19 protein-coding genes are annotated in these 22,853 nt (G+C 45.9%); 9 read left to right on the forward strand and 10 right to left on the reverse strand.

Annotated elements, in window-relative coordinates; genetic code table 11:
* Positions 1-4 precede the first annotated feature (4 nt).
* The 5 genes from recJ to lpdA all read left to right on the forward strand — a co-directional run bounded on the left by recJ (position 5) and on the right by lpdA (position 9,479).
* Positions 5-1,744 carry a single-stranded-DNA-specific exonuclease RecJ gene (gene recJ / locus AACV32_RS10710; protein ID WP_170894998.1) on the forward strand — a complete coding sequence of 580 codons (1,740 nt, stop codon included), beginning with the start codon at positions 5-7 and terminating at the stop codon, positions 1,742-1,744.
* A gap of 608 nt (positions 1,745-2,352) precedes the next feature.
* On the forward strand, positions 2,353-3,120 hold the full coding sequence (pdhR, locus tag AACV32_RS10715; protein ID WP_013857676.1) for a pyruvate dehydrogenase complex transcriptional repressor PdhR: 768 nt from the start codon (positions 2,353-2,355) through the stop codon (positions 3,118-3,120).
* Between the two features lie 53 nt (positions 3,121-3,173).
* Positions 3,174-5,849: a pyruvate dehydrogenase (acetyl-transferring), homodimeric type gene (gene aceE, locus AACV32_RS10720; protein WP_170894997.1), complete on the forward strand. Its 2,676-nt coding sequence runs from the start codon at positions 3,174-3,176 to the stop codon at positions 5,847-5,849.
* 18 nt (positions 5,850-5,867) lie between these two features.
* Positions 5,868-7,751, forward strand: coding sequence for a pyruvate dehydrogenase complex dihydrolipoyllysine-residue acetyltransferase (gene aceF / locus AACV32_RS10725; RefSeq protein WP_088731724.1), 1,884 nt, complete (start codon positions 5,868-5,870; stop codon positions 7,749-7,751).
* 300 nt (positions 7,752-8,051) lie between these two features.
* On the forward strand, positions 8,052-9,479 hold the full coding sequence (gene lpdA, locus AACV32_RS10730) for a dihydrolipoyl dehydrogenase (protein ID WP_013857673.1): 1,428 nt from the start codon (positions 8,052-8,054) through the stop codon (positions 9,477-9,479).
* A 117-nt stretch (positions 9,480-9,596) separates the two neighbouring features.
* Here the strand turns inward: lpdA and AACV32_RS10735 are convergent, their stop codons facing one another.
* On the reverse strand, positions 9,597-10,214 hold the full coding sequence (locus AACV32_RS10735) for a LuxR/HapR/OpaR family quorum-sensing transcriptional regulator (RefSeq protein ID WP_017043694.1): 618 nt from the start codon (positions 10,212-10,214) through the stop codon (positions 9,597-9,599).
* A 371-nt stretch (positions 10,215-10,585) separates the two neighbouring features.
* Between AACV32_RS10735 and hpt the strand changes: the two genes are divergently transcribed.
* Positions 10,586-11,116 (forward strand): hypoxanthine phosphoribosyltransferase, encoded by a 531-nt coding sequence (hpt, locus tag AACV32_RS10740; protein WP_010319544.1) that lies wholly within the window; start codon positions 10,586-10,588, stop codon positions 11,114-11,116.
* A gap of 84 nt (positions 11,117-11,200) precedes the next feature.
* Here the strand turns inward: hpt and can are convergent, their stop codons facing one another.
* Positions 11,201-11,869, reverse strand: coding sequence for a carbonate dehydratase (can, locus tag AACV32_RS10745; RefSeq protein ID WP_013857670.1), 669 nt, complete (start codon positions 11,867-11,869; stop codon positions 11,201-11,203).
* 250 nt (positions 11,870-12,119) lie between these two features.
* Here can and AACV32_RS10750 point away from each other — a divergent pair, with 250 nt between their 5' ends.
* From AACV32_RS10750 to AACV32_RS10760, 3 genes are all read left to right on the forward strand, one after another.
* Positions 12,120-13,787: a SulP family inorganic anion transporter gene (locus AACV32_RS10750; RefSeq protein ID WP_170895068.1), complete on the forward strand. Its 1,668-nt coding sequence runs from the start codon at positions 12,120-12,122 to the stop codon at positions 13,785-13,787.
* A gap of 141 nt (positions 13,788-13,928) precedes the next feature.
* Positions 13,929-14,849 (forward strand): ABC transporter ATP-binding protein, encoded by a 921-nt coding sequence (locus AACV32_RS10755; RefSeq protein WP_026027559.1) that lies wholly within the window; start codon positions 13,929-13,931, stop codon positions 14,847-14,849.
* A gap of 5 nt (positions 14,850-14,854) precedes the next feature.
* On the forward strand, positions 14,855-15,625 hold the full coding sequence (locus tag AACV32_RS10760; protein WP_026029027.1) for an ABC transporter permease: 771 nt from the start codon (positions 14,855-14,857) through the stop codon (positions 15,623-15,625).
* Between the two features lie 319 nt (positions 15,626-15,944).
* Here the strand turns inward: AACV32_RS10760 and AACV32_RS10765 are convergent, their stop codons facing one another.
* The 8 genes from AACV32_RS10765 to sfsA all read right to left on the reverse strand — a co-directional run bounded on the left by AACV32_RS10765 (position 15,945) and on the right by sfsA (position 22,824).
* On the reverse strand, positions 15,945-16,487 hold the full coding sequence (locus AACV32_RS10765; protein WP_017045880.1) for an outer membrane beta-barrel protein: 543 nt from the start codon (positions 16,485-16,487) through the stop codon (positions 15,945-15,947).
* 389 nt (positions 16,488-16,876) lie between these two features.
* Positions 16,877-17,758 (reverse strand): pantoate--beta-alanine ligase, encoded by an 882-nt coding sequence (gene panC, locus AACV32_RS10770; protein ID WP_010319549.1) that lies wholly within the window; start codon positions 17,756-17,758, stop codon positions 16,877-16,879.
* An 11-nt stretch (positions 17,759-17,769) separates the two neighbouring features.
* Positions 17,770-18,564: a 3-methyl-2-oxobutanoate hydroxymethyltransferase gene (gene panB, locus AACV32_RS10775; RefSeq protein ID WP_010319550.1), complete on the reverse strand. Its 795-nt coding sequence runs from the start codon at positions 18,562-18,564 to the stop codon at positions 17,770-17,772.
* Positions 18,564-19,070 (reverse strand): 2-amino-4-hydroxy-6-hydroxymethyldihydropteridine diphosphokinase, encoded by a 507-nt coding sequence (folK, locus tag AACV32_RS10780; protein WP_017045879.1) that lies wholly within the window; start codon positions 19,068-19,070, stop codon positions 18,564-18,566. The genes panB and folK overlap by 1 nt, the downstream gene beginning before the upstream one ends.
* A complete protein-coding gene (pcnB, locus tag AACV32_RS10785) occupies positions 19,067-20,428 on the reverse strand; it encodes a polynucleotide adenylyltransferase PcnB (protein ID WP_026028232.1) in 1,362 nt (453 codons plus the stop codon). The genes folK and pcnB overlap by 4 nt, the downstream gene beginning before the upstream one ends.
* Positions 20,429-20,535: 107 nt before the next feature.
* Positions 20,536-21,405 (reverse strand): tRNA glutamyl-Q(34) synthetase GluQRS, encoded by an 870-nt coding sequence (gluQRS, locus tag AACV32_RS10790; RefSeq protein ID WP_017049756.1) that lies wholly within the window; start codon positions 21,403-21,405, stop codon positions 20,536-20,538.
* A 92-nt stretch (positions 21,406-21,497) separates the two neighbouring features.
* Positions 21,498-21,944: an RNA polymerase-binding protein DksA gene (gene dksA / locus AACV32_RS10795; protein WP_013857662.1), complete on the reverse strand. Its 447-nt coding sequence runs from the start codon at positions 21,942-21,944 to the stop codon at positions 21,498-21,500.
* A gap of 139 nt (positions 21,945-22,083) precedes the next feature.
* Positions 22,084-22,824, reverse strand: coding sequence for a DNA/RNA nuclease SfsA (sfsA, locus tag AACV32_RS10800; RefSeq protein ID WP_017049757.1), 741 nt, complete (start codon positions 22,822-22,824; stop codon positions 22,084-22,086).
* Positions 22,825-22,853 lie beyond the last annotated feature (29 nt).

The following is a 22,853-nucleotide window of genomic DNA, read 5'->3' on the forward strand; positions in this document are numbered from 1 at the left end:
ATTTATGATTGAAATAAAACAAAGACCAGCCCCCGATCTTTCGCAACTCCCTGACACGATTCCTACACTGCTTAAACGTATCTATATCAACCGTGGTATCACGAACCTTGAACAACTCGACAAGGCCGCGAAAGCACTGCATTCCTACCAACAATTAGGTGGTATAGAGCAAGCGGTACAACTACTTTTTCACGCCATCGAGCAGCAGCAGCGCATCATAGTCGTCGGGGATTTTGATGCTGATGGCGCAACCAGTTGCGCCTTATCTGTTTTGGCGTTGCGAATGTTGGGATCGAACAATGTGGACTATCTCGTGCCTAACCGTTTTGAAGATGGTTATGGCTTAAGCCCTGAAGTGGTCGATCAAGCGATTGAGCTTGGCGCGCAGATGATCATGACGGTCGATAACGGCGTCTCCTCTATCGACGGGGTGCGTTATGCCAAGCAGCAAGGATTGACTGTCTTGGTGACCGATCACCATTTACCGGGACACGAGTTGCCAGAGGTTGATGCGATGGTGAATCCCAATTTGGCTAACTGCCCGTTTCCCTCGAAGGCATTAGCTGGCGTAGGGGTGGCTTTCTATTTGATGATGGCGCTGTGCGTGCATATGCGAAAAAACGGCTGGTTTACTCGACAAGGTATGAGTGAACCCAAGTTGATGGAGCTGATTGACTTAGTCGCACTGGGTACTGTCGCTGATGTTGTGCCGCTCGATGAAAACAACCGCATTTTAGTGTATCAAGGTTTGCAACGCATTCGCGCCGGGCATGCAAGGCCGGGTATTCAAGCTTTGATTGAGGTTGCTAAACGTGACGCGAGGCGTTTAGTTGCCTCGGATTTTGGCTTTGCGTTAGGGCCACGCATCAATGCGGCAGGGCGCTTGGATGATATGTCATTTGGCGTTGAGCTGCTAATGTGCAATGACATTCACGCTGCGCGTCGAATGGCCAGTGAGCTGGATAGCCTTAACCAAACTCGTAAAGAGATTGAAGAGGGGATGAAGCAAGAGGCGCTGGCTTTTTGTGAGCGCCTGCAACTGAGTGAAAATAGCGAATTGCCGCACGGTTTAGTGCTGTTTCAACGCGATTGGCACCAAGGTGTGATTGGTATTTTAGCCTCACGTATTAAAGATAAATATCATCGCCCTGTGATTGCGTTTGCCGATGGTGGCGATGGCAGTATCAAAGGGTCATGCCGCTCTGTTGCTGGGTTACACATGCGCGATGTGCTTGATCGCATTGATACACAAAACCCCGGTTTAATCGCCAAATTTGGCGGTCACGCGATGGCGGCAGGTTTAACTATTGCCGAAAAAGAGTTTGAGCGTTTTGCTGAGCTGTTTGATCAAGCTGTACGTCGCGAGTTAGATGAAAGCGCGCTCAAGGGCGTGATTTTATCCGACGGGGAGTTAACACCTGAAGAGTTCTCGATGCACACCGCTGAAACCTTGCGTTCCGGCGGCCCATGGGGGCAGGCGTTTCCTGAACCTCTCTTTGACGGTGAGTTCAAACTACTGCACCAAAAACTGGTGGGGGAAAAGCATTTGAAACTGATGCTTGAGCCGTTATTCAAAGGCCACCCAACCAACATTATGATCGATGGTATCGCTTTTAATGTCGATTTAAGACGCTGGCCAGATGCGTCGGTGAAAACGGTGCGCCTTGCGTATAAGCTTGATATTAATGAGTTTCGCGGCAATCAGTCACTGCAATTGATGATTGATCACCTCGAAGCGAAGTAACGGCTTGATATTTCTCTTCTTTCGATGCGTGACATGATCTTCCCTCCCTTAGAAAGGGGAGATCTCAACGAATGTTTGCTCTTACATTCCCTCCCCTTCAAGGGGAGGGCTAGGGTGGGGTATATCTTTTGATTGATATTGTGTTTTTCGAATTACACCCCCTCCCAGCCTCCCCCTAGAAGGGGGAGGAGCCAAAGAATGTTTCCTCTTGAAAGATTGCGGTTAAGTGATCTTCCCTCCCCTTTAAGGGGAGGGTTAGGGTGGGGTATATCTTTTGATTGATTTTGTATTTTTCGAATTCCCTCCCTCCCAGCTTTCCCCTAGAAGGGGGAGGAGCCAAAGAATGTTTTCTCTAGAAAGGGTAGATGACAACGAATTTTTCCCCATTTCTAGCCTATCATTTTCCCATCTGTATTCATTTTGTAATTGGTCTGACCAATAATATTGCTGTTTTAATCGACTATTGTTATCAAAGTGTTTAAGTGTGGTCCGTTCTATGATTTAGGTCAACTTTTGGCTGGACAGCTACGTTTTAATTATGTTAATTTCTGCACCAACTTGAAATTGGTATTACCAATTGACTGCAAAGAGTAGAAGAATAATAAATTATGGCTTATCAAAGGATTCGTCAGCCAAAACTCTCTGATGTAATTGAACAGGAGTTAGAAAGGCTGATCGTGGAAGGAACACTCTCTCCGGGGCAACAATTGCCTCCAGAACGAGAACTGGCAAAACAGTTCGAGGTGTCTCGTCCATCCATTCGTGAAGCCATTCAACGCCTCGAAGCCAAGCGTTTATTAACCCGCCGTCAAGGTGGAGGTACGTTTGTCAGTGAGAACATTTGGCAGAGTTTCTCTGATCCTCTGCTAAATTTATTGTCTAGCCACTCTGAAACCCAGCTCGATCTATTGGAATCGCGCCACGCGATGGAAGGTATTTCAGCTTATTTCGCAGCATTGCGTGGTACTGAGGAAGATTTTGCTCGCATTCAAGCCTGTTTGGCGAGAATTGGTGAACAACAAGCGAAAAAAGAGGTCGAAGCAGAAGCGTCTGCGGTGGTCGCGTTTTTAGTCGCTCTCACTGAAGCGGCCCACAACGTGGTGCTTTTGCATATTGTTCGCAGCCTCGCTCCTTTGCTTGAGCAAAATGTTCTACAGAATTTAAAACTATTACACCGCCGCCATGAAGTGGTGGAGAAAGTAAGTAGACACCGAGCTAATATCGTGGATGCGATCGTTTCTGGTCAGCCGGAAAAGGCGCGCGAAATGTCCCATTCTCACTTAGCTTATATCGAAGAAACATTGCTGGATTTGACCAAAGAAGAGTCTCGTCGTGAGCGTTCGTTGCGCCGAATTCAGCAGGGTAATGAGTCGTAACCTACGGCGAATTGCTTGTTTTATAGATCCAACCAATAGAAGGATAGATCGCCATGTCTGACATGAAGCATGACGTAGATGCACTGGAAACTCAGGAATGGCTAGCCGCCCTTGAGTCAGTTGTACGTGAAGAAGGTGTAGAACGCGCTCAGTTCTTACTTGAGCAAATTCTAGATAAAGCACGTCTAGACGGTGTTGATATGCCAACCGGTATTACCACGAACTACATCAACACCATTCCAGCTGCGCAAGAACCAGCATACCCAGGTGACACAACGCTTGAGCGTCGCATTCGCTCAATCATCCGTTGGAACGCGATTATGATCGTTCTACGTGCATCGAAAAAAGACCTCGATCTTGGCGGCCACATGGCGTCATTCCAGTCTTCTGCTTCGTTCTACGAAACATGTTTTAACCACTTCTTCCGTGCGCCTAATGAAAAAGATGGCGGTGACTTGGTTTATTATCAAGGTCACATCTCTCCAGGGATCTACGCACGTGCGTTCGTTGAAGGCCGCCTAACGGCTGAGCAACTTGACAATTTCCGCCAAGAAGTGGATGGCAAAGGTATTCCTTCCTACCCACACCCGAAATTGATGCCTGAATTCTGGCAATTCCCGACCGTATCTATGGGTCTAGGTCCAATTTCTGCAATCTATCAAGCGCGTTTCCTCAAATATCTTGATGGCCGTGGTATGAAAGACACTTCTGAACAGCGTGTATACGCGTTCCTAGGTGATGGCGAGATGGATGAGCCAGAATCACGCGGTGCGATTTCATTCGCCGCTCGTGAGAAGCTTGATAACCTATGTTTCCTTATCAACTGTAACTTGCAACGTCTAGACGGCCCAGTCATGGGTAACGGTAAGATCATCCAAGAACTTGAAGGCCTATTTAAAGGCGCAGGTTGGAACGTTGTTAAAGTGATTTGGGGTAACAACTGGGATTCTCTACTGGCGAAAGACACCACAGGTAAGCTGCTTCAGTTGATGAACGAAACCATCGATGGTGACTACCAAACATTTAAAGCGAAAGATGGTGCTTACGTGCGTAAACACTTCTTTGGTAAATACCCAGAAACAGCGGCGCTTGTTGCTGACATGACTGACGATCAAATTTTCGCGCTCAAGCGTGGTGGTCACGAGTCTTCTAAACTGTACGCAGCCTTTACTAACGCTCAAGACACGAAAGGCAAGCCAACCGTGATTCTGGCGAAGACCGTTAAAGGTTACGGCATGGGTGAAGCGGCAGAAGGTAAGAACATCGCTCACCAAGTGAAGAAAATGGACATGACTCACGTGCTGCAACTGCGTGATCGTCTTGGTCTACAAGATCTTCTAACAGATGAAGCTGTGAAAGAGTTGCCATACCTAACATTGGCAGAAGGCTCGAAAGAGCACGAATACTTACACGCTCGCCGTAAAGCGCTAAAAGGTTACACACCTCAACGCTTGCCTAAGTTCACTCAAGAACTTGTGATTCCAGCGGTTGAAGAGTTCAAGCCTCTGCTTGAAGAGCAAAAACGTGAAATCTCAACCACAATGGCGTTTGTCCGTGCGTTGAACATTTTGCTCAAAGATAAGAGCATTGGTAAAAATATTGTGCCAATCATTGCAGATGAAGCACGTACTTTCGGTATGGAAGGTCTGTTCCGTCAAATCGGTATCTATAACCCACACGGTCAGAACTACACTCCTCAAGACCGCGACATCGTTTCTTACTATAAAGAAGCGACTTCAGGTCAGGTGCTGCAAGAGGGGATCAACGAGCTGGGTGCTATGTCTTCATGGGTTGCTGCTGCAACTTCATACTCGACAAACGATCTGCCAATGATTCCGTTCTACATCTATTACTCTATGTTTGGTTTCCAACGCGTTGGAGACATGGCATGGATGGCAGGTGACCAACAAGCACGTGGTTTCCTATTGGGTGCTACTGCTGGTCGTACGACGCTGAACGGTGAAGGTCTACAGCACGAAGATGGCCACTCGCACATATTGGCGGCAACGGTTCCTAACTGTCTTTCTTACGATCCAACATTTGCTTACGAAGTTGCAGTCATCATGCAAGACGGTATTCGCCGCATGTATGGCGATCAAGAAAACGTGTTCTACTACCTAACGCTGATGAACGAGAACTACGCAATGCCAGCAATGCCACAAGGCGCTGAAGAAGGTATTCGTAAAGGTATCTACAAATTAGAAAGCTACGCTCCACAAGGAACGACTGGCTCTAAAGGTAAAGTTCAGTTAATGAGCTCAGGTACGATCATGAACGAAGTACGCAAAGCGGCTCAAATCTTAAGTGATGAGTACGGCGTGGCTTCAGATGTTTACTCAGTAACATCATTCAATGAAGTTACTCGTGATGGCCAAGCATGTGAGCGTTACAACATGCTTCACCCTGAAGCGCAGCCGCAAGTACCTTACATTCAAATGGTAATGGGTAGCGAGCCTGCCATCGCAGCAACTGACTACATGAAGAACTACGCTGAGCAAGCGCGTGCGTTTATCCCGGCTGAATCATACAAAGTACTAGGTACTGATGGTTTTGGTCGTTCTGATAGCCGTGAAAACCTACGTCGTCACTTCGAAGTGAACGCAGGTTACGTGGTGGTTGCCGCGCTAAGCGAACTAGCGAAACGTGGTGATGTTGAGAAATCAGTTGTGGTTGAAGCGATTAAGAAATTCAACATCGATACTGAAAAAACAAACCCGCTATACGCTTAATTAAGGTAGGAAAGAATAATGGCAATCGAAATTAATGTACCGGATATTGGTGCGGATGAGGTTGAAGTTACTGAGATTCTTGTCAGCGTTGGCGACAAGGTTGAAGAAGAGCAATCTCTTATTACTGTAGAAGGTGATAAGGCTTCTATGGAAGTACCGGCTTCTCAAGCGGGTATTGTAAAAGAAATCAAAGTAGTCGCTGGCGATAAAGTATCGACCGGTTCACTTATCATGATTTTTGAAGCAGAAGGCGCAGCGGTCGCAGCGCCAGCAGTGGAAGCTGCACCAGTTGCGGCTCCTGCTGCCGCGGCTGTCGCTGAGCTTAAAGAAGTTCACGTGCCAGATATCGGCGGTGATGAAGTGGAAGTCACTGAAATCATGGTCGCAGTCGGCGATTCAATCGCAGAAGAGCAATCTCTACTGACGGTTGAAGGTGACAAAGCCTCAATGGAAGTACCGGCTCCATTTGCTGGTGTACTGAAAGAGATCAAAGTGGCCGCTGGCGATAAAGTATCGACAGGCTCACTGGTGATGATCTTTGAAGTGGCGGGTTCCGCTCCGGCGGCAGCCTCTGCTCAAGTGGCAGCACCTGTAGCTGCAGCACCAGCCGCTTCGGCAGCAAAAGAGATCCACGTACCGGATATCGGTGGTGATGAAGTCGAAGTGACGGAAATCATGGTGGCGGTTGGCGATACCGTGAGTGAAGAACAGTCTCTTATCACCGTTGAAGGCGATAAAGCATCAATGGAAGTTCCTGCGCCGTTTGCTGGTGTTGTGAAAGAAATCAAAGTTGCAGCTGGCGATAAAGTGTCAACAGGCTCTCTTATCATGGTGTTTGAAGTTGCCGGTGCAGCGCCCGTTGCCGTAGCGGCCCCTGCGCAAGCAGCGGCTCCAGCCGCATCAGCGCCAAAAGCGGAAGCGGTAAAATCAGCTGTGGCAGCACCTGCCGAGTTTGAAGAGAACAATGAGTACTCTCACGCATCACCGGTTGTGCGCCGTATTGCGCGTGAATTTGGTGTTAACCTAGCGAAAGTCAAAGGTTCTGGCCGTAAGAGCCGCATCCTAAAAGAAGACGTGCAAAACTACGTGAAAGAAGCGCTTAAGCGTCTTGAATCGGGTTCTGCCGCAGTGGCTTCTGGTAAAGGTGATGGCGCCGCGCTTGGCTTGCTACCTTGGCCAAAAGTGGACTTCAGCAAGTTTGGTGACACAGAAGTAAAACCGCTTTCACGTATTAAGAAGATCTCTGGTGCTAACTTGCATCGTAACTGGGTGATGATCCCACACGTTACCCAATGGGATAATGCGGATATCACCGAGCTTGAGAACTTCCGTAAAGAGCAAAATGCGATTGAAGCGAAGAACGACACTGGCATGAAGATCACCCCACTGGTGTTCATCATGAAAGCGGTAGCGAAAGCACTAGAAGCATTCCCATCGTTTAACTCTTCACTTTCTGAAGATGGCGAAAGCTTGATTCTGAAGAAGTACGTGAACGTGGGTATTGCTGTTGATACGCCAAATGGTCTTGTTGTTCCTGTCTTCAAAGATGTGAACAAAAAAGGTATTTATGAGCTATCAAGAGAGCTGGCTGAAGTATCGAAGAAAGCCCGTGCAGGTAAACTGACCGCTGCAGACATGCAAGGTGGCTGTTTCACTATCTCTAGCTTAGGTGGTATCGGCGGTACAGCGTTTACGCCTATCGTTAACGCGCCAGAAGTCGGTATCCTTGGGGTATCTAAGTCTGAGTTTAAGCCAGTGTGGAACGGTAAAGAGTTCGAACCACGCCTACAACTGCCACTATCACTGTCATACGATCACCGTGTGATTGATGGTGCGGAAGGTGCGCGTTTCATCACATTCCTAAATGGCGCGCTATCAGACATTCGTCGTCTGGTTCTGTAAGCCAAGTTTAGTGAAAGAGAGGGCGGCCGTTAAAGCCGCCCTTGTTAACACGAATAATTGAACAATTGGATTATGAAGGGTTTTTTCTTAATCGAATTGTCGTCTAGCTCACAGGCTAAATGGATTTACTTTTCACACCATTAACATCTCTGTAAACTGTTGCGGTCTGAAAATAATTCGTTTTAATTCATTTGTTTTAAGTAATTGGCTCAGTCATGGGTTTAATTCATTGGATTAAACACTAAAAACAACGAGAACATCCACTCAGCCTGTTAGGGATAATGACTACAAGAGGTCAAAATGAGCAAAGAAATCAAAGCCCAAGTCGTCGTACTTGGTGCCGGTCCTGCTGGTTACTCCGCTGCATTCCGCTGTGCAGACTTAGGTCTTGAAACAGTACTTGTTGAACGCTACAGCACCCTTGGCGGTGTGTGTTTGAACGTGGGTTGTATCCCATCAAAAGCGTTGCTGCACGTTGCAAAAGTTATCGAAGAAGCGAAAGCATTGGCCCAGCACGGTATTGTGTTTGGTGAACCACAAACGGATATCGATAAAATCCGCCTTTGGAAAGAAAAAGTTATCAACCAGTTAACGGGCGGTCTTGGCGGCATGGCGAAGATGCGCAAAGTGACGGTCGTGAACGGTTTCGGCAAATTTACTGGCCCTAACGCCATTGAAGTTGAAGGTGAAGACGGTAAAACCGTGGTTAACTTTGATAACGCCATCGTTGCAGCTGGTTCTCGTCCAATTAAACTGCCATTCATTCCTCATGAAGACCCACGCATTTGGGATTCAACGGATGCACTTGAACTGAAAGAAGTTCCTGGGAAACTGTTGATCATGGGTGGTGGTATCATCGGTCTAGAAATGGCGACGGTTTACCACTCGCTAGGTTCTAAGATTGATGTGGTTGAGATGTTTGACCAACTTATCCCAGCGGCGGATAAAGACATGGTTAAAGTCTACACCAAACGTATCAAAGATAAATTTAACCTGATGCTTGAAACCAAAGTAACCGCTGTTGAAGCAAAAGAAGATGGTATCTACGTTTCAATGGAAGGCAAAAAAGCACCAGCGCAAGCTGAGCGTTATGATGCCGTTCTTGTTGCTATCGGCCGCGTACCAAACGGTAAGCTGATGGATGCTGAAAAAGCAGGTATTGAAGTGGATGAGCGCGGCTTTATCAATGTTGATAAGCAAATGCGTACTAACGTTCCTCATATCTTCGCGATCGGTGATATCGTTGGTCAACCAATGTTGGCGCACAAAGGTGTGCATGAAGGCCACGTAGCGGCAGAAGTAATTTCTGGTAAGAAGCACTACTTTGATCCTAAAGTTATCCCTTCAATTGCGTACACTGAGCCAGAAGTGGCTTGGGTTGGTAAAACTGAAAAAGAAGCCAAAGCAGAGGGCATTAACTACGAAGTCGCGACATTCCCATGGGCAGCTTCTGGCCGTGCTATCGCTTCTGATTGTGCTGACGGTATGACTAAGCTTATCTTTGATAAAGAGACTCACCGCGTGATTGGTGGCGCTATTGTTGGTACTAACGGCGGCGAACTGCTTGGTGAAATCGGTTTGGCTATCGAGATGGGTTGTGATGCAGAAGATATCGCTTTGACGATTCATGCTCACCCAACGTTACATGAATCGGTAGGCCTTGCTGCGGAAGTATTTGAAGGCACGATTACTGATCTGCCAAACGCAAAAGCGAAGAAGAAAAAGTAACTTCAACGCTGATGCGTTAAATTGCCGGTTCGTTAAATTGCTGGTTAGTTAAATAGTAAAAACCGCTGAATTCAGCGGTTTTTTTATGCTCATAATTCAGAGACTAGGAAGTTAAGCCTAGTGATCTTTTTTATAGATGCAGAGCATGCTGAGGTAGCTTTTCACGAGTACACCCATGCTGGCTTCGTCTTGTATACGATTTGCTTGTACAAACAGTGAGTAGAAGATACCAAGAAAGAGCGTAGCAAGATGTTCTGGCTCATGTTGATCGCACACTTCGCCACGTTCAATGGCTTTGATAAACATATTTTGTACCAAAAGTTGATTAGTACGGTTGGTGGAGACAAAAAGTGGCCACACTTCTTCGCGCGTTGAAGCGCTCCATTCAAACCATACTTTTAACCAGTGACAATCTTCAATCACAAGAGAAATCATCTTAGTGGTGATGTTGGTTAAGTTATCTTTCGCATGCAAATCAAGATCAATATTATCTGCGAGGAAGTTTGAAAACTGACGTACAACATGAGTGAGTACGTCGTCGACTAAATCTTCTCGGGTTGGAAAGTAGTTAAAGACAGTAGCGACTGAAACTTGGGCGATTTCAGCAATATCTGCGTGGCCACCTCGGCCTATTCCCCGTGTTGCAAACACTTCAAGGGCGATTTCCATCAGTTGAAGTTTGCGTTTTTGTGGTGATAAGCGAGTTCTGGGACGTTTTTCTATCGATGTTTCCATGAGTTGTTAATCCTTGCCAATGACTGTTGAATTGAGCTTTTCGCTCTAATGATTATTTTGTTAGTTGCTTTAAAGCTTTATGAGTGTACTGCTGCATATGGTTGAGGTCAACGTTTCGAGTTTGTTTTTTGTGCGATCGTGTTAAATCCCATCAGATTCAACGTGTTTTATTGTATCTTTTATTGATGTGGCGTATTTGTGGTGAGCGTGTCTGCGGCAGCGTAGGAGCTTTATTTCATCATATCCAGAGTTTTGCTAATTATTTAACTATCCTGTGTGGCAGTGGTACTATACGCGCCAAGCTAGTTACGCGACGCCATCATTAAACTGCGATGATCGTAGCGTGTCGCATCACCCGAAAAGAGAACAGTATGAAACATACAGTTGAAGTGATGATTTCTGAGCAAGTGGTTCAGGAACGAATTCGTGAATTAGGCAAACAAATCACAGAGCATTACCAGGGTAGTGAAGATCTGGTACTGGTGGGCTTGTTGCGCGGCTCATTTGTCTTCATGGCAGACTTAGCTCGCGCGATCGACTTAGTTCATCAAGTCGATTTTATGACCGCGTCAAGCTATGGCAACACGATGCAAAGCTCACGTGATGTGCGCATTCTGAAAGATCTGGATGATGACATTAAAGGTAAAGATGTGTTGCTGGTAGAAGACATTATTGATACGGGTAATACACTAAATAAAGTAAAAGAAATTTTGTCTTTACGTGAACCTAAATCCATTCACATTTGTACTTTACTGGATAAGCCTTCACGCCGTGAAGTACCTGTAGAGGTCAAGTGGATCGGTTTTGAAATCCCAGATGAATTTGTCGTGGGCGTAGGTATCGACTACGCGCAAAAATATCGTCACCTACCTTACATTGGTAAAGTTGTGCCGCAAGCGTAATTTTGCCAGCGATAATAGAATGCCCACTCAATAGTGGGCATTCTATATTTTTAACTATCAGTTTTAACGGCAATTAATACGCTGTTATCGACACAGCAAGTTATGTTGCGCATTAAGAATTTTTTCCATCGCTTTTTGATAGGTGTCGTTGACTCGCTCACGTGAATCGCAGCGAACGCCTAAGTATTCCAAACGTCCGTCTTCAATACCGTAGACCACGCCATGCAGCTCGACATCTTGGCCGCGCTCCCATGCGTTTTGCAGTACGGTTGAGTTACCTAAATTATACACTTGCTCGGCAACGTTGATTTCGCACAATTTGTCGGCTTTATCTTGTTCTGGCATTGCATCTAAGTAGGTACGGTGCTTAAGGTATAAGTCACGCACGTGCAGTAACCAGTTGTTGATCAAGCCCAGCGGTGGGTTATCAATCGCTGCGTTGACGCCACCGCAGTCATAGTGCCCACAGATGATGATGTGCTTGACCTTCAGTACGTCAACCGCGTACTGCACCACAGAAAGGCAGTTAAGGTCAGTGTGAATCACTTGGTTTGCAACGTTGCGATGTACAAACAGCTCACCAGAATAAAGCCCAGTCAAACGCTCGGCCGGAACTCGGCTATCAGAACAACCAATCCATAGAAAATCTGGGTCTTGCCCGCGAGCGAGTTTTGCAAAGTACTCAGGACGTTCAGCCTTAATCGATTCAGACCAACGTGAGTTATTTTCAAAAAGCTGTTTCAGTTCTGGCATCTCACTTCCCTTAAAAATAGTTCAATCGCATCAATGGTAATGCGCAAGAATAGGCCTGACTATACACAATGTTACAATTCTGTTCTCTTATAAAATGACAAAACACTCACTCATCTGACGAGTTTTCCTAGTAAAAAAATTAAACTGCTTCCATCGCTATTTGGATGGTCAACAGAGAATCAATCACATGTAAAATAATGGTTAATGATTAGAATGATGATTTGTTAGAGTGAGACAACCTATTTTGAGTATGAGGAAAAGCATTGTGTTTAGAGGCCGTTTTGCCGATATCGACCTAAAAGGAGACGTCTTTGGTGGCGTCACGACCGCGATTATTTCACTGCCACTTGCCTTGGCTTTTGGTGTGGCGTCTGGTGCGGGTGCAGAAGCAGGGCTTTGGGGAGCAATATTGGTGGGGCTGTTTGCTGCCTTGTTTGGTGGTTCATCTACATTAATTTCTGAACCCACAGGGCCAATGACGGTCATTATGACGGCCATTTTAACCAGCATGGTGGCGCGTTATCCTGAAACGGGGCTTGCAGTTAGCTTCACGGTTGTCATGATGGCAGGCGCTTTTCAGATTGTACTTGGCACTTTAAAACTTGGGAAATACATCACCTTAATGCCCTATAGCGTGATCTCTGGCTTTATGTCAGGAATTGGGGTGATTTTGATTATCCTGCAGTTGTCACCGCTGCTTGGTCAGGCGGCTCCCGCTGGGGGAGTGATGGGAACGTTAACCGCGTTGCCCGAGATCATTAGTCAGATGAAGTTCAGTGAGCTCTTTCTTGGTTTGTTAACCTTAGGCATTTTATTTTTTCTCCCGGCTCAATATCGCAAACAAGTGCCCGTTCAATTGGTCGCTTTAGTCGGCGTGACGCTTGTTTCGGTACTGTTATTTGATAGCGATGAGATCCGCCGTATTGGTGTGATCCCTGCTGGCTTACCCTCTTTTGTTATTCCAACCTTTAATGCCGAGATGTTCACCACCATGGTGATTGACGCTTTAGTGCTTGGTACGCTTGGCTGCATTGATACTTTGCTCACCGCGGTAATTGGCGATTCTCTAACGCGTAAAGAGCATGATTCCGATAAAGAACTGCGAGGGCAAGGGCTGGCTAATATGATCGCGGGCTTATTGGGTGCGTTGCCGGGTGCAGGTGCAACCATGGGTACGGTGACCAATATTCAGGTCGGCGCGCGTTCTCCTCTGTCTGGTGTAGTTCGAGCCTTAGTATTAGCCTTAGTGGTATTGGTGGCGGGAGGCTTAACCGAACCGATTCCAATGGCTGTATTGGCAGGGATTGCAGTGTATGTTGGTTTTAATATTCTTGATTGGAGCTTTATCCAACGCGCGCATAAGGTGAGTGTGCAGGGGATGGCCATCATGTATGGCGTGATGCTGTTAACTGTCTTTGTCGATTTGATTGTTGCGGTTGGCTTGGGCGTTTTTATCTCAAATATTTTGATCATAGAACGCTTGAGCCGCGAGCAAGCTCGCCAAGTGAAAGCCATTAGTGATGCTGATGAAAACGATGTGCCATTGACTGACAGCGAACGAGCTTTATTGGATCAAGCCAATGGTAAGGTGCTGTTTTTTTATCTCTCAGGGCCGATGATTTTTAGTGTATCTAAAGCGATCGCTCGCCAGCATAATCACATCAGTGACTATGAAGCGATGATTTTAGATCTTACTGATGTACCTATGATTGATGTGACGGTTGGGCTTGCTTTAGAAAACGCGATTAATGATGCCTTAGATGCCGACTGCGCGGTCTACTTACTTTGCCCAAATGTGCACACCAAACAGCAACTGGAAAAGTTTCATATTTTGGATCTGGTGCCAACCGAGCAGACTTTTTCGTTTCGTTATGAAGCGCTCAATGCTGCGGTTAAGCAGGTAGCCCAAAATCGTTAAGCGTTAAGGTTGTACAAGAATGAATTACGCAGATCGCTGGATCTGCGTTTTTTTATTTTATCAATTTCTAATATTGGGTTGAAAAACGCGAGCCTTAGCAGCACATTGGATAGGTTAACATCACAAAGAGTGATCCGTGGAATGTACGCATTAGAAATAGAACAATTACGAAAAACTTACGCTGGTGGGTTTGAGGCCCTAAAAGGGGTGAGTTTACAGGTTGAAAAAGGCGATTTTTACGCACTGCTTGGGCCCAATGGGGCCGGGAAATCAACCACCATTGGCATTATCTCTTCGCTGGTCAATAAAACCTCTGGCACCGTTAAAGTGTTTGGTTTTGATATTGATAAAGATCTTGAACTGGCCAAGCAACATATTGGTTTAGTGCCGCAGGAGTTTAACTTCAACCAGTTTGAAACGGTTGAGCAAATTGTGTTGCAGCAAGCTGGGTATTACGGCGTGACGAAAGCGTTAGCGAAAGAGAGGGCAGAGAAGTACCTCTCAAAACTCGATTTGTGGGAAAAACGTAAAGAGCGAGCACGTAATCTTTCTGGTGGTATGAAACGCCGTTTGATGATTGCTCGAGCTTTAATGCATGAACCTAAGTTGCTGATTTTAGATGAACCCACCGCTGGTGTGGATATTGAACTGCGCCGTTCGATGTGGGAGTTCTTAACTGAGATTAACGCGCAAGGGATCACCATTATCTTAACCACGCACTATTTAGAAGAAGCGGAGATGCTGTGCCGCAATATCGGCATTATTAACCGAGGTGAGCTTATTGAAAATACCTCGATGAAGGATTTGCTGGCCAAATTACAGCTCGAAACCTTTATTCTAGATATCGCAGAGAATTCTCCGCCAGCGCCACAACTCAGTGGTGTGATCTCGCAAACCATGCTCAACGGTTCGTTACAAATTGAGTTGGAGAAAACGAAAGGGCTAAATTCAGTCTTTTCACAGTTAACAGAACAGGGAATTACGGTGCTTTCGATGCGTAACAAAGCGAACCGCCTTGAAGAGCTGTTTGTCAGCATTGTTCAACAGCAAAGCCGAGGATAATCATGATGTATCGTTTATATTGGACGGCTTTTTGCAGTTTGCTGACTAAAGAAATCAACCGTTTTACGCGTATTTGGGTGCAAACCTTAGTACCGCCAGCCATCACCATGACGCTCTACTTCATTATTTTTGGCAACCTAATTGGTTCGCGTATTGGCCAGATGAACGGCTTTAGCTATATGGAATATATTGTCCCGGGCTTAATCATGATGTCGGTGATCACTAACTCATACTCGAACGTCGCCTCTTCTTTCTTTAGTGCGAAGTTTCAGAAAAACATCGAAGAGTTGTTAGTTGCGCCTGTACCTAATTACGTCATTATCGCCGGATTTGTGATGGGCGGGGTAGTGCGTGGCTTGTTAGTGGGCATAATAGTGACCTTTGTGTCGCTATTCTTTGTTGATCTCAAGGTGGATCATTGGGGGATCATTGCGGCGACGGTTTTTCTCACCTCTGTTGTGTTCGCTTTAGGCGGCATGATTAACGCCATTTTTGCTAAAACCTTTGATGACATTTCGATTATTCCTACCTTTGTATTGACGCCATTAACCTACTTGGGTGGGGTATTTTATTCGATCAGCCTATTGCCTGACTTTTGGCAAGCGGTATCGAAAATCAACCCAATCGTCTACATGGTTAATGCCTTCCGCTACGGTTTTCTTGGCGTGTCAGATGTGGGAATTGTTACTTCGTTCTGTGTGCTTGGTATTTTTGTAGTGGCCCTGTATGGAGTTGCGCATTATCTGGTTTCGCGTGGTATCGGGTTAAGGACTTAATAGTGCCTCCCCCTTTTAGGGGGAGGCTAGGAGGGGGTTCACCCCACCCTAACCCTCCCCTTGAAGGGGAGGGAATTAGTTTTGTGAGCGTTGGGAGTAAGCTATTTATGATGATAGATGTGGTTTGCTAAAACCGTGTGGCCCCATTTTCTCGCCCATAAGTACGTGTCTGTAGATAGCCGAATTTTGCCCTGAAAATCGCTCTGAAGGCTGTTTTTGACAGTTAACTCGCCCGTTTAACATAATGGGAATAATAAACACCATAATATATTCACGGACAAAAAAGTAAGCTCTCGGTAAAGAGATTTGCTGACGTATGTTAGAACTTAACGTTTAGTCCTACGAAGACAGCATCGGACTCGAAATCGTTGGCTAAGAAAAATTTACGGTATTCGACATTAAAGCCGACCGTGTTGAAGGCAACTACTTCGGCCCCAAGTCCATAATATGGGTTGAAACCCTTGTGCGATTCGGTTCTCTCTGCCTGACCCGTAGGGGTGAAGGTTTTCTCAACGTTTGAGTAGTTTGCACCACCTAGCGCATAAAGATTAAAAAACGGAATAGGAGAAAGGCTGGCTTTGAGGCCAAGGTAGCCTGTTGAATAATTTACTTGCTGTTTGGTTTGGCCAAAAGTGGTGGAAATAATATTGTTGGTCATACCATCGACTCCTGCATAACCAATCTCTGTAGAGAAATTAGGGTGAAACTGGTAAGAATAGTCAATTTTTCCCGCGAAGCCTGAATCATCCCAATCATTTGGCCCTTCGGTACCACCGTAACCAATCCCAACGCCAATTTGATGGTTTACCGCGTAGGCGCTAGAAGAAATAAGCAATAACAATGTTAAGAAAGGTATTTTCATAGTGATTTTTGTTCAATACTAAATAAGTAGTTATCTACATTTATAATAGATATAGCTGTTATGCACATTGTGTTTTGTTTTATTTTTGAACTAAATTGGCAAAAAACTAGATTTGATATGTTGATTTAACATAATTGTACTCAATGTTTATTGTCATTTCATAAATCTTAGCGGTAGTAACTAACCTCAAAAATGATCAAATTTTAACTCTCTAATCGCTATAGGTAGCTTGAAAAAGGCACATTTCCAATCAAACTATATTGTTCTCCGATAATCGCGTTAACCTCAGTTAAATAACGATACAAAAAAGGTCGCTCCTTATGGGCGACCTTTTAAATATATGGTTTTGAAGTGAGAATGAGTCATCACTTCATCACTTGAAATAGCAATTACTCTTCTTCAGGGTCCGCTTTCGTTTCTGCGCTAAATTCTAACACTTGGTTGTCGATTAAGCGTACTTTACCCAGAAATGCAGACACTAAGATCACCGCTTGTGTGGTCTCATTCGAGATCAGTTGCAGCGTTTTGGCATCGCGAATAAACAGCTCATCAGGTTGTAGCCCAGCAGCACGCAATTGGTCACTGGCATCTTCAATGATCGACGCGTAATCGTCGCGGCCACCACGCAGTGCACTGCTTATCCAACGCATTGTACGAGCAAGGACAGGTGCACGTTGGCGTTCATCTAACGTCAGCAGCCCGTTACGTGAACTCATCGCCAAGCCATCCATTTCACGGACGGTAGGGACGCCGACAATCTCGATATCCATACAAAGATCGCTGACCATTTGGCGGATCACCGCTAACTGTTGAAAATCTTTTTCACCAAAACAGGCAACATTCGGCTGCACTATGTTGAACAGCTTAGCGACTATGGTTGCAACGCCACGGAAATGCCCTGGTCTTGATGCGCCTTCGAGCATATGAGAAAGCCCCGGTACTTCAACAAAGGTCTGTTTTTCTAATCCTTGCGGATACATTATTTCTGGGGTTGGGGTAAAGACCAAATCAACCGCTTCCGCGTTGAGTTTGCTTAAGTCTTCATCCAGTGTTCTCGGGTAGTTATTTAAGTCATCCGCGCGGTCAAATTGCATCGGGTTAACAAAAATACTGACCACGACCACATTGCCCTCTTCACGTGCTTTACGCACTAGGGTTAAGTGGCCTTCATGTAAATTGCCCATGGTCGGTACAAAAGCGACTCGGCGGCCTTCACGCTTATACTGTTTGATCTGCTCGCGAAGAGCTGAAATGTCAGCAAAAGTTTGCATGAATATCTCCTTTAGGCGATGGTATGAGCGTCATCAGGGAAAGCGGCACTTTCTACATCTGCGATGTATTTTGCGACGGCTTTACGCATATCCCCTGTTTCAGCAAGAAAGTTTTTTGAGAATTTTGGCATGTAATTCGCCGAAATTCCGAACATATCGTGCATTACTAGAATTTGTCCATCGGTCACGTTACCTGCGCCAATGCCAATCACTGGCACATCAAGCACTTCGGTAATTCGCGCTGCTAGGCTGGCCGGTACACACTCTAATAACACAATTTGTGCGCCCGCTTCTTGGAGCGCCAACGCGTCTTTGACCATTCGGTCTGCTTTTTCTTGGTCGCGGCCTTGTACTTTATAGCCACCAAAAATATTGACCGATTGTGGTGTTAAACCAAGGTGTGCGCAAACCGGAACCGCACGTTCAGTCAGCATTTTTACCGTTTCTACTAGCCAATCACCACCTTCGATTTTGACCATATTTGCACCCGCTTGCATCAATTTAGCGGCGCTTTCACAGGCTTGTTGTGGTGTGGCATAGCTCATAAAAGGCATATCAGCCATCAATAAACAGTTAGGGCTACCAGCACGCACGCTGCGTGTGTGGTAGGCAATCTCTTCGACGGTGACGGGTAGGGTATCTGTGTGACCTTGTAGCACCATACCCAGAGAATCACCTACTAATAATACAGGCATCTCTTGGCTTTCAAAAAGCTGAGCAAAGCTTGCGTCATATGCGGTGACGGTTGCAAATTTACGACCTTGTTGTTTCCATTGGATCAGATCGTTTATGGTGATTTTTTTCATTAAATGTCCTTACGAGGCGCTGGCGAGTGCCAAATACCGAGCCCGTTACGTTCGACGAGCGGTAACAGTTGATTAAGCTCAGTCCCATCAGGGAGTTGTAAACTTGGTGCAATTTCGGCGAGCGGATAGAGCACGAATTCACGTACTTTCATTCCGTAGTGAGGAATGGTCAATCGCTCTGAATCGATCACCTCATTGCCGTAAAGAAGAATATCCAGATCGAGTGTTCTTGGCCCCCAACGTTCTTCTTTGCGAACACGCCCCTGTTCTAACTCGATGCTTTGGGTACAATCGAGCAGTTCAAGTGGCGTTAAATCGGTTTCTATCGCAACCACCGCATTGATGTAATCGGGCTGGTTTTGTGGCCCCATCGGTGTACTACTGTACAAGGATGAGGCGCTTAAAAATCGAGAGTGTGGCAAACATTTCAAGGCTTCAATGGCCTGCTTAGCTTGCGCGATTGGGTCGCCTAAATTACTGCCAACAGCAATATAAACGAGAATCATGATTCTGGGCGGCTCTTTTTATTACGTGGGCTTCTGCGGCGGCGTACATTGGGTTTGTTACTTGCGCCACTTTCCAAATCATTTGCCATCGCTTGGCGCATATCTCGTCCTGCGCTTTCAAACGTTGTCCACCAGTCAGCCAGTTTCTTCGTCTCTCCGCCTTCGATCTCGCCACGCATTTGTAGAAAATCAAAACCCGCTCGGAATTTGTTGAGCTCCATCAGGCGGAAGGCGCGTTTCCCATTACGACGTGGTAAGCGCAACTGCAATTGCCAAATTTCGCGAATTGTCGCGGTATGACGACGAGGTATCGCAAGGGTTTTCACCACTTGGTCAAGGATGAGGTTACTCGCTTCCATGACGGCGTCGTAATAGGCGAAATTACGCTGCTGCATTAACGCATCAGCCAGTTTCACCGTCGGGTACCAGAACATGGCAGCAAACATGAAGGCTGGGTTGATGCGTTTACCTTCTTCAATACGCAGATCGGTTGAATCTAAGACCAGATCCAACATCTGTTCTGTGTGCGAGTCGTAGTCTGGAGTGAACTCTTGAGCTATCACAGGGAACAACTGCTGGAACAGGTTGTACTCACGCATTAAGTGGTAGGTTTCTAAACCGTGGCCGGTTTGCAGCATCTTTAGCGATTCTTCGTACAAACGTGCCGCAGGAATATCTTGTAGTAAAGGAGCAAGATGTTCGATTGGGTCGGCAGTCTCTTCTTCGATATCGAAATCGAGCTTGGCCGCAAAACGAATGGCACGCAACATACGCACTGGGTCTTCACGGTAGCGTGTTTCAGGATCGCCAATTAAGCGGATGAGCTTATCTTCTAAGTCGTCCATGCCGCCAGCATAATCATGAATGCTGTAATCACCGATGTTGTAATACATGGCGTTAATCGTAAAGTCCCGGCGTTCTGCATCTTCATCAATGGTGCCGTAGACGTTATCACGTAGCAGCATACCCGCTTCAGATTGTGCTGAGACGTTTTGGCTCGGCTCTTGATGGTGTCCACGGAAAGTCGCCACTTCCACTACGTCGCGACCAAACATGATGTGCGCTAAGCGAAAGCGACGGCCGATCAAGCGGCAGTTGCGAAACTGTTGGCGTATTTGCTCTGGTGTTGCATTAGTGGCGATATCAAAATCTTTTGGTGTCTCACCTAATAGTAGGTCACGTACTCCACCACCGACTAAATAGGCGTCAAAACCTGCGCCATGAAGTCGGTATAGCACCTTGAGCGCATTATCGCTGATTTGCTTGCGCGAAATATTGTGTTCATCACGAGTGATAATATTTAGAGCTAAGTCTTGGTAAACGCGATTTTCGCGTGGTGTATAGTCGTTTTTATTCATGTGCATCTGGCAATAATTGGTTTTTGCCAACCTTGCTTTTGTTATTTAAAGTGCCCGTTCGGGACGATTTTGCGGCTAATCATAGCGTAAGGATAGCCTTTTGAGAATCACGGTGTGATCTCGGTCTCCCGAGGGAGTTGTTCAACGTGCCAATTCTGACTGCCCCAAAAGATAATTTCATCGATGGAAGCGTCGCTAATCTCTTGTTTTATCTCAAACCCTAAAAAGCGCATTGCCTTAAGCAAGGTAGGTTTAGGATTTTGAATATCAATGGCTGTGGCATGATTCTGTTTGGATAATTTATTGCCATTACCATCCATCGCGAGCGGCAGGTGAAGGTAGCTTACCGGAGTTTTATGTAAGCAATGATACAAGCTGATTTGTCGTCCTGTTGGTTCAATTAAATCGGCTCCCCGCACCACTTCCGTCACTCCTTGATCGATATCATCGAGCACTACGGCAAGATTATAAGCAAATAAACCGTCACGTCGCTTAATGATGAAGTCTTCCTGTGCTAATGCTTTAGGAATGTGAATTTCGCCATGTTTTTGGTCGAAAAATGACTCTACCGGTGTATCAACACGCAACCTAACCGCGCAATCTTCGGTTAATGTTGGTTTTTTATAGCGGCATGTACCGGGATAAAAGCCACCCATCTGTTTAATTTGTTTACGCGTGCAATCACAATAATAGGCTTGCCCTGATTCAAGCCAAGCCTCAATTTGATCTTGGTATAAAGTGTGGCGTTGGCTTTGATAAACCACCTCGCCATCCCAATGCAAACCATAGGCTTCGATGGCTTGAAGTATCAGGGTGGAGGCTCTTGGCATTTCCCTTGGCGGATCTAAATCTTCGATGCGAACCAACCACTTACCTTGCTGTGATTTTGCTTGAAAGTAGCTGCCAAGTGCAGCGATCAAAGAACCAAAATGAAGTGGGCCTGAAGGTGATGGGGCAAATCGGCCAATATAGTGCATTGCGATTCATCCAAGTTACAAGTTATTTGGGTATCGAGTGAAAACAAAAAGGGAGCTTTAGCTCCCTTTTTTAACACAAACAAAAGGTAAGATTAACCTTGCATCTGTTTTTCTTTAAGTTCGGCTAGCGTTTTGCAGTCAATGCAAAGGTCCGCTGTTGGTCGAGCTTCTAAGCGACGAACGCCGATTTCCACGCCACAAGATTCACAAAAACCAAAATCATCTTCTTCAATTTTGCTTAATGTTTTTTCAATTTTCTTGATCAAGCGACGTTCACGGTCACGGTTACGCAATTCCAAGCTGAATTCTTCTTCTTGAGAAGCGCGATCAACGGGATCTGGAAAGTTTGCGGCTTCATCTTGCATATGGTGAACGGTACGCTCAACTTCTTCACGAAGTTGGTTGCGCCAAGCACTTAAAATTTTTGTAAAGTGAGCTATTTGCTCAGGTGACATATACTCTTCACCTGGCTTTTCCTGATACGGCTCAACACCTGCAATGGCTAGGATGCCTATCGCTTTTTTCTTTAATTCCGGCATGCAGCATCTCCTACTAACACCTAGTCAACTGCGCGAGCAGCTAATTTTAGGCGGGTATCTATAGCAAAAAGATCTATAGGAGGCAAACACTCAATCGTAAACTTATTGTCAATGTGAAGGCGCCATCAATTTTTTGTCACTAATGGGCGAATTCTACAGTGTTAACGAGCTTGATTTCATTCCTTGAAAGTACAGCCTTGTAGCACAGTACTTCCACCCCTTCTTTTTGCGCTTGTTTCAATAATAGTGAATAGTTTGCGTCTATATGGAGTGCAGGCGAGACTTTTTCAATCCCTGAATGCAAAACAGCAAACAAAAGTACTGCTCTGCTTCCACTTTTTGCCATTTCCGTTAATTCACGCAAATGCTTTTGTCCACGCGTTGTAACGGCATCGGGGAAATAACCTTGTCCTGAATTGCAGGCGACATCGTCGTGTGGAGAGTAACGCTCATCCAATAAGGTGACGCTTTTCACTTCTATATAGCACGTCGGTTTAGAGGGTGATTTGAGCAAGATATCAATTCGGCTATTTTCTTGGCCGTAGCGCACTTCAGTTTGTAATTGCTCATATCCTTGCAGCTCTTTGATGATGCCGTTTTGAATCGCTTCTACTGCCAGCGTATTCGCCCGAGCCGTGTTGACGCAAATGCAGTGGCCTTGCTGGGTTTCAGTCAGCTCCCAACTGTGTGGGTATTTACGTTTAGGGTTGTCTGAGGTGGAGAACCAGACACGATTACCCGCCTCGGCGCAGCCCGTCATCGCGCCAGTATTGGCGCAGTGAATAGTCTCTTGCTGACCATCGGCAAACTCAATGTCGGCCAAAAAACGCTTGTAGCGTTTGAGTAAGGTCGCGGATCGAAGTGGAGGATTGAACTGCATTTATCTACTGTTTTTATGTACAATGTTGC

The sequence above is a fragment of the Vibrio sp. B7 genome (assembly GCF_963888765.1).
GTDB lineage: Bacteria > Pseudomonadota > Gammaproteobacteria > Enterobacterales > Vibrionaceae > Vibrio > Vibrio anguillarum.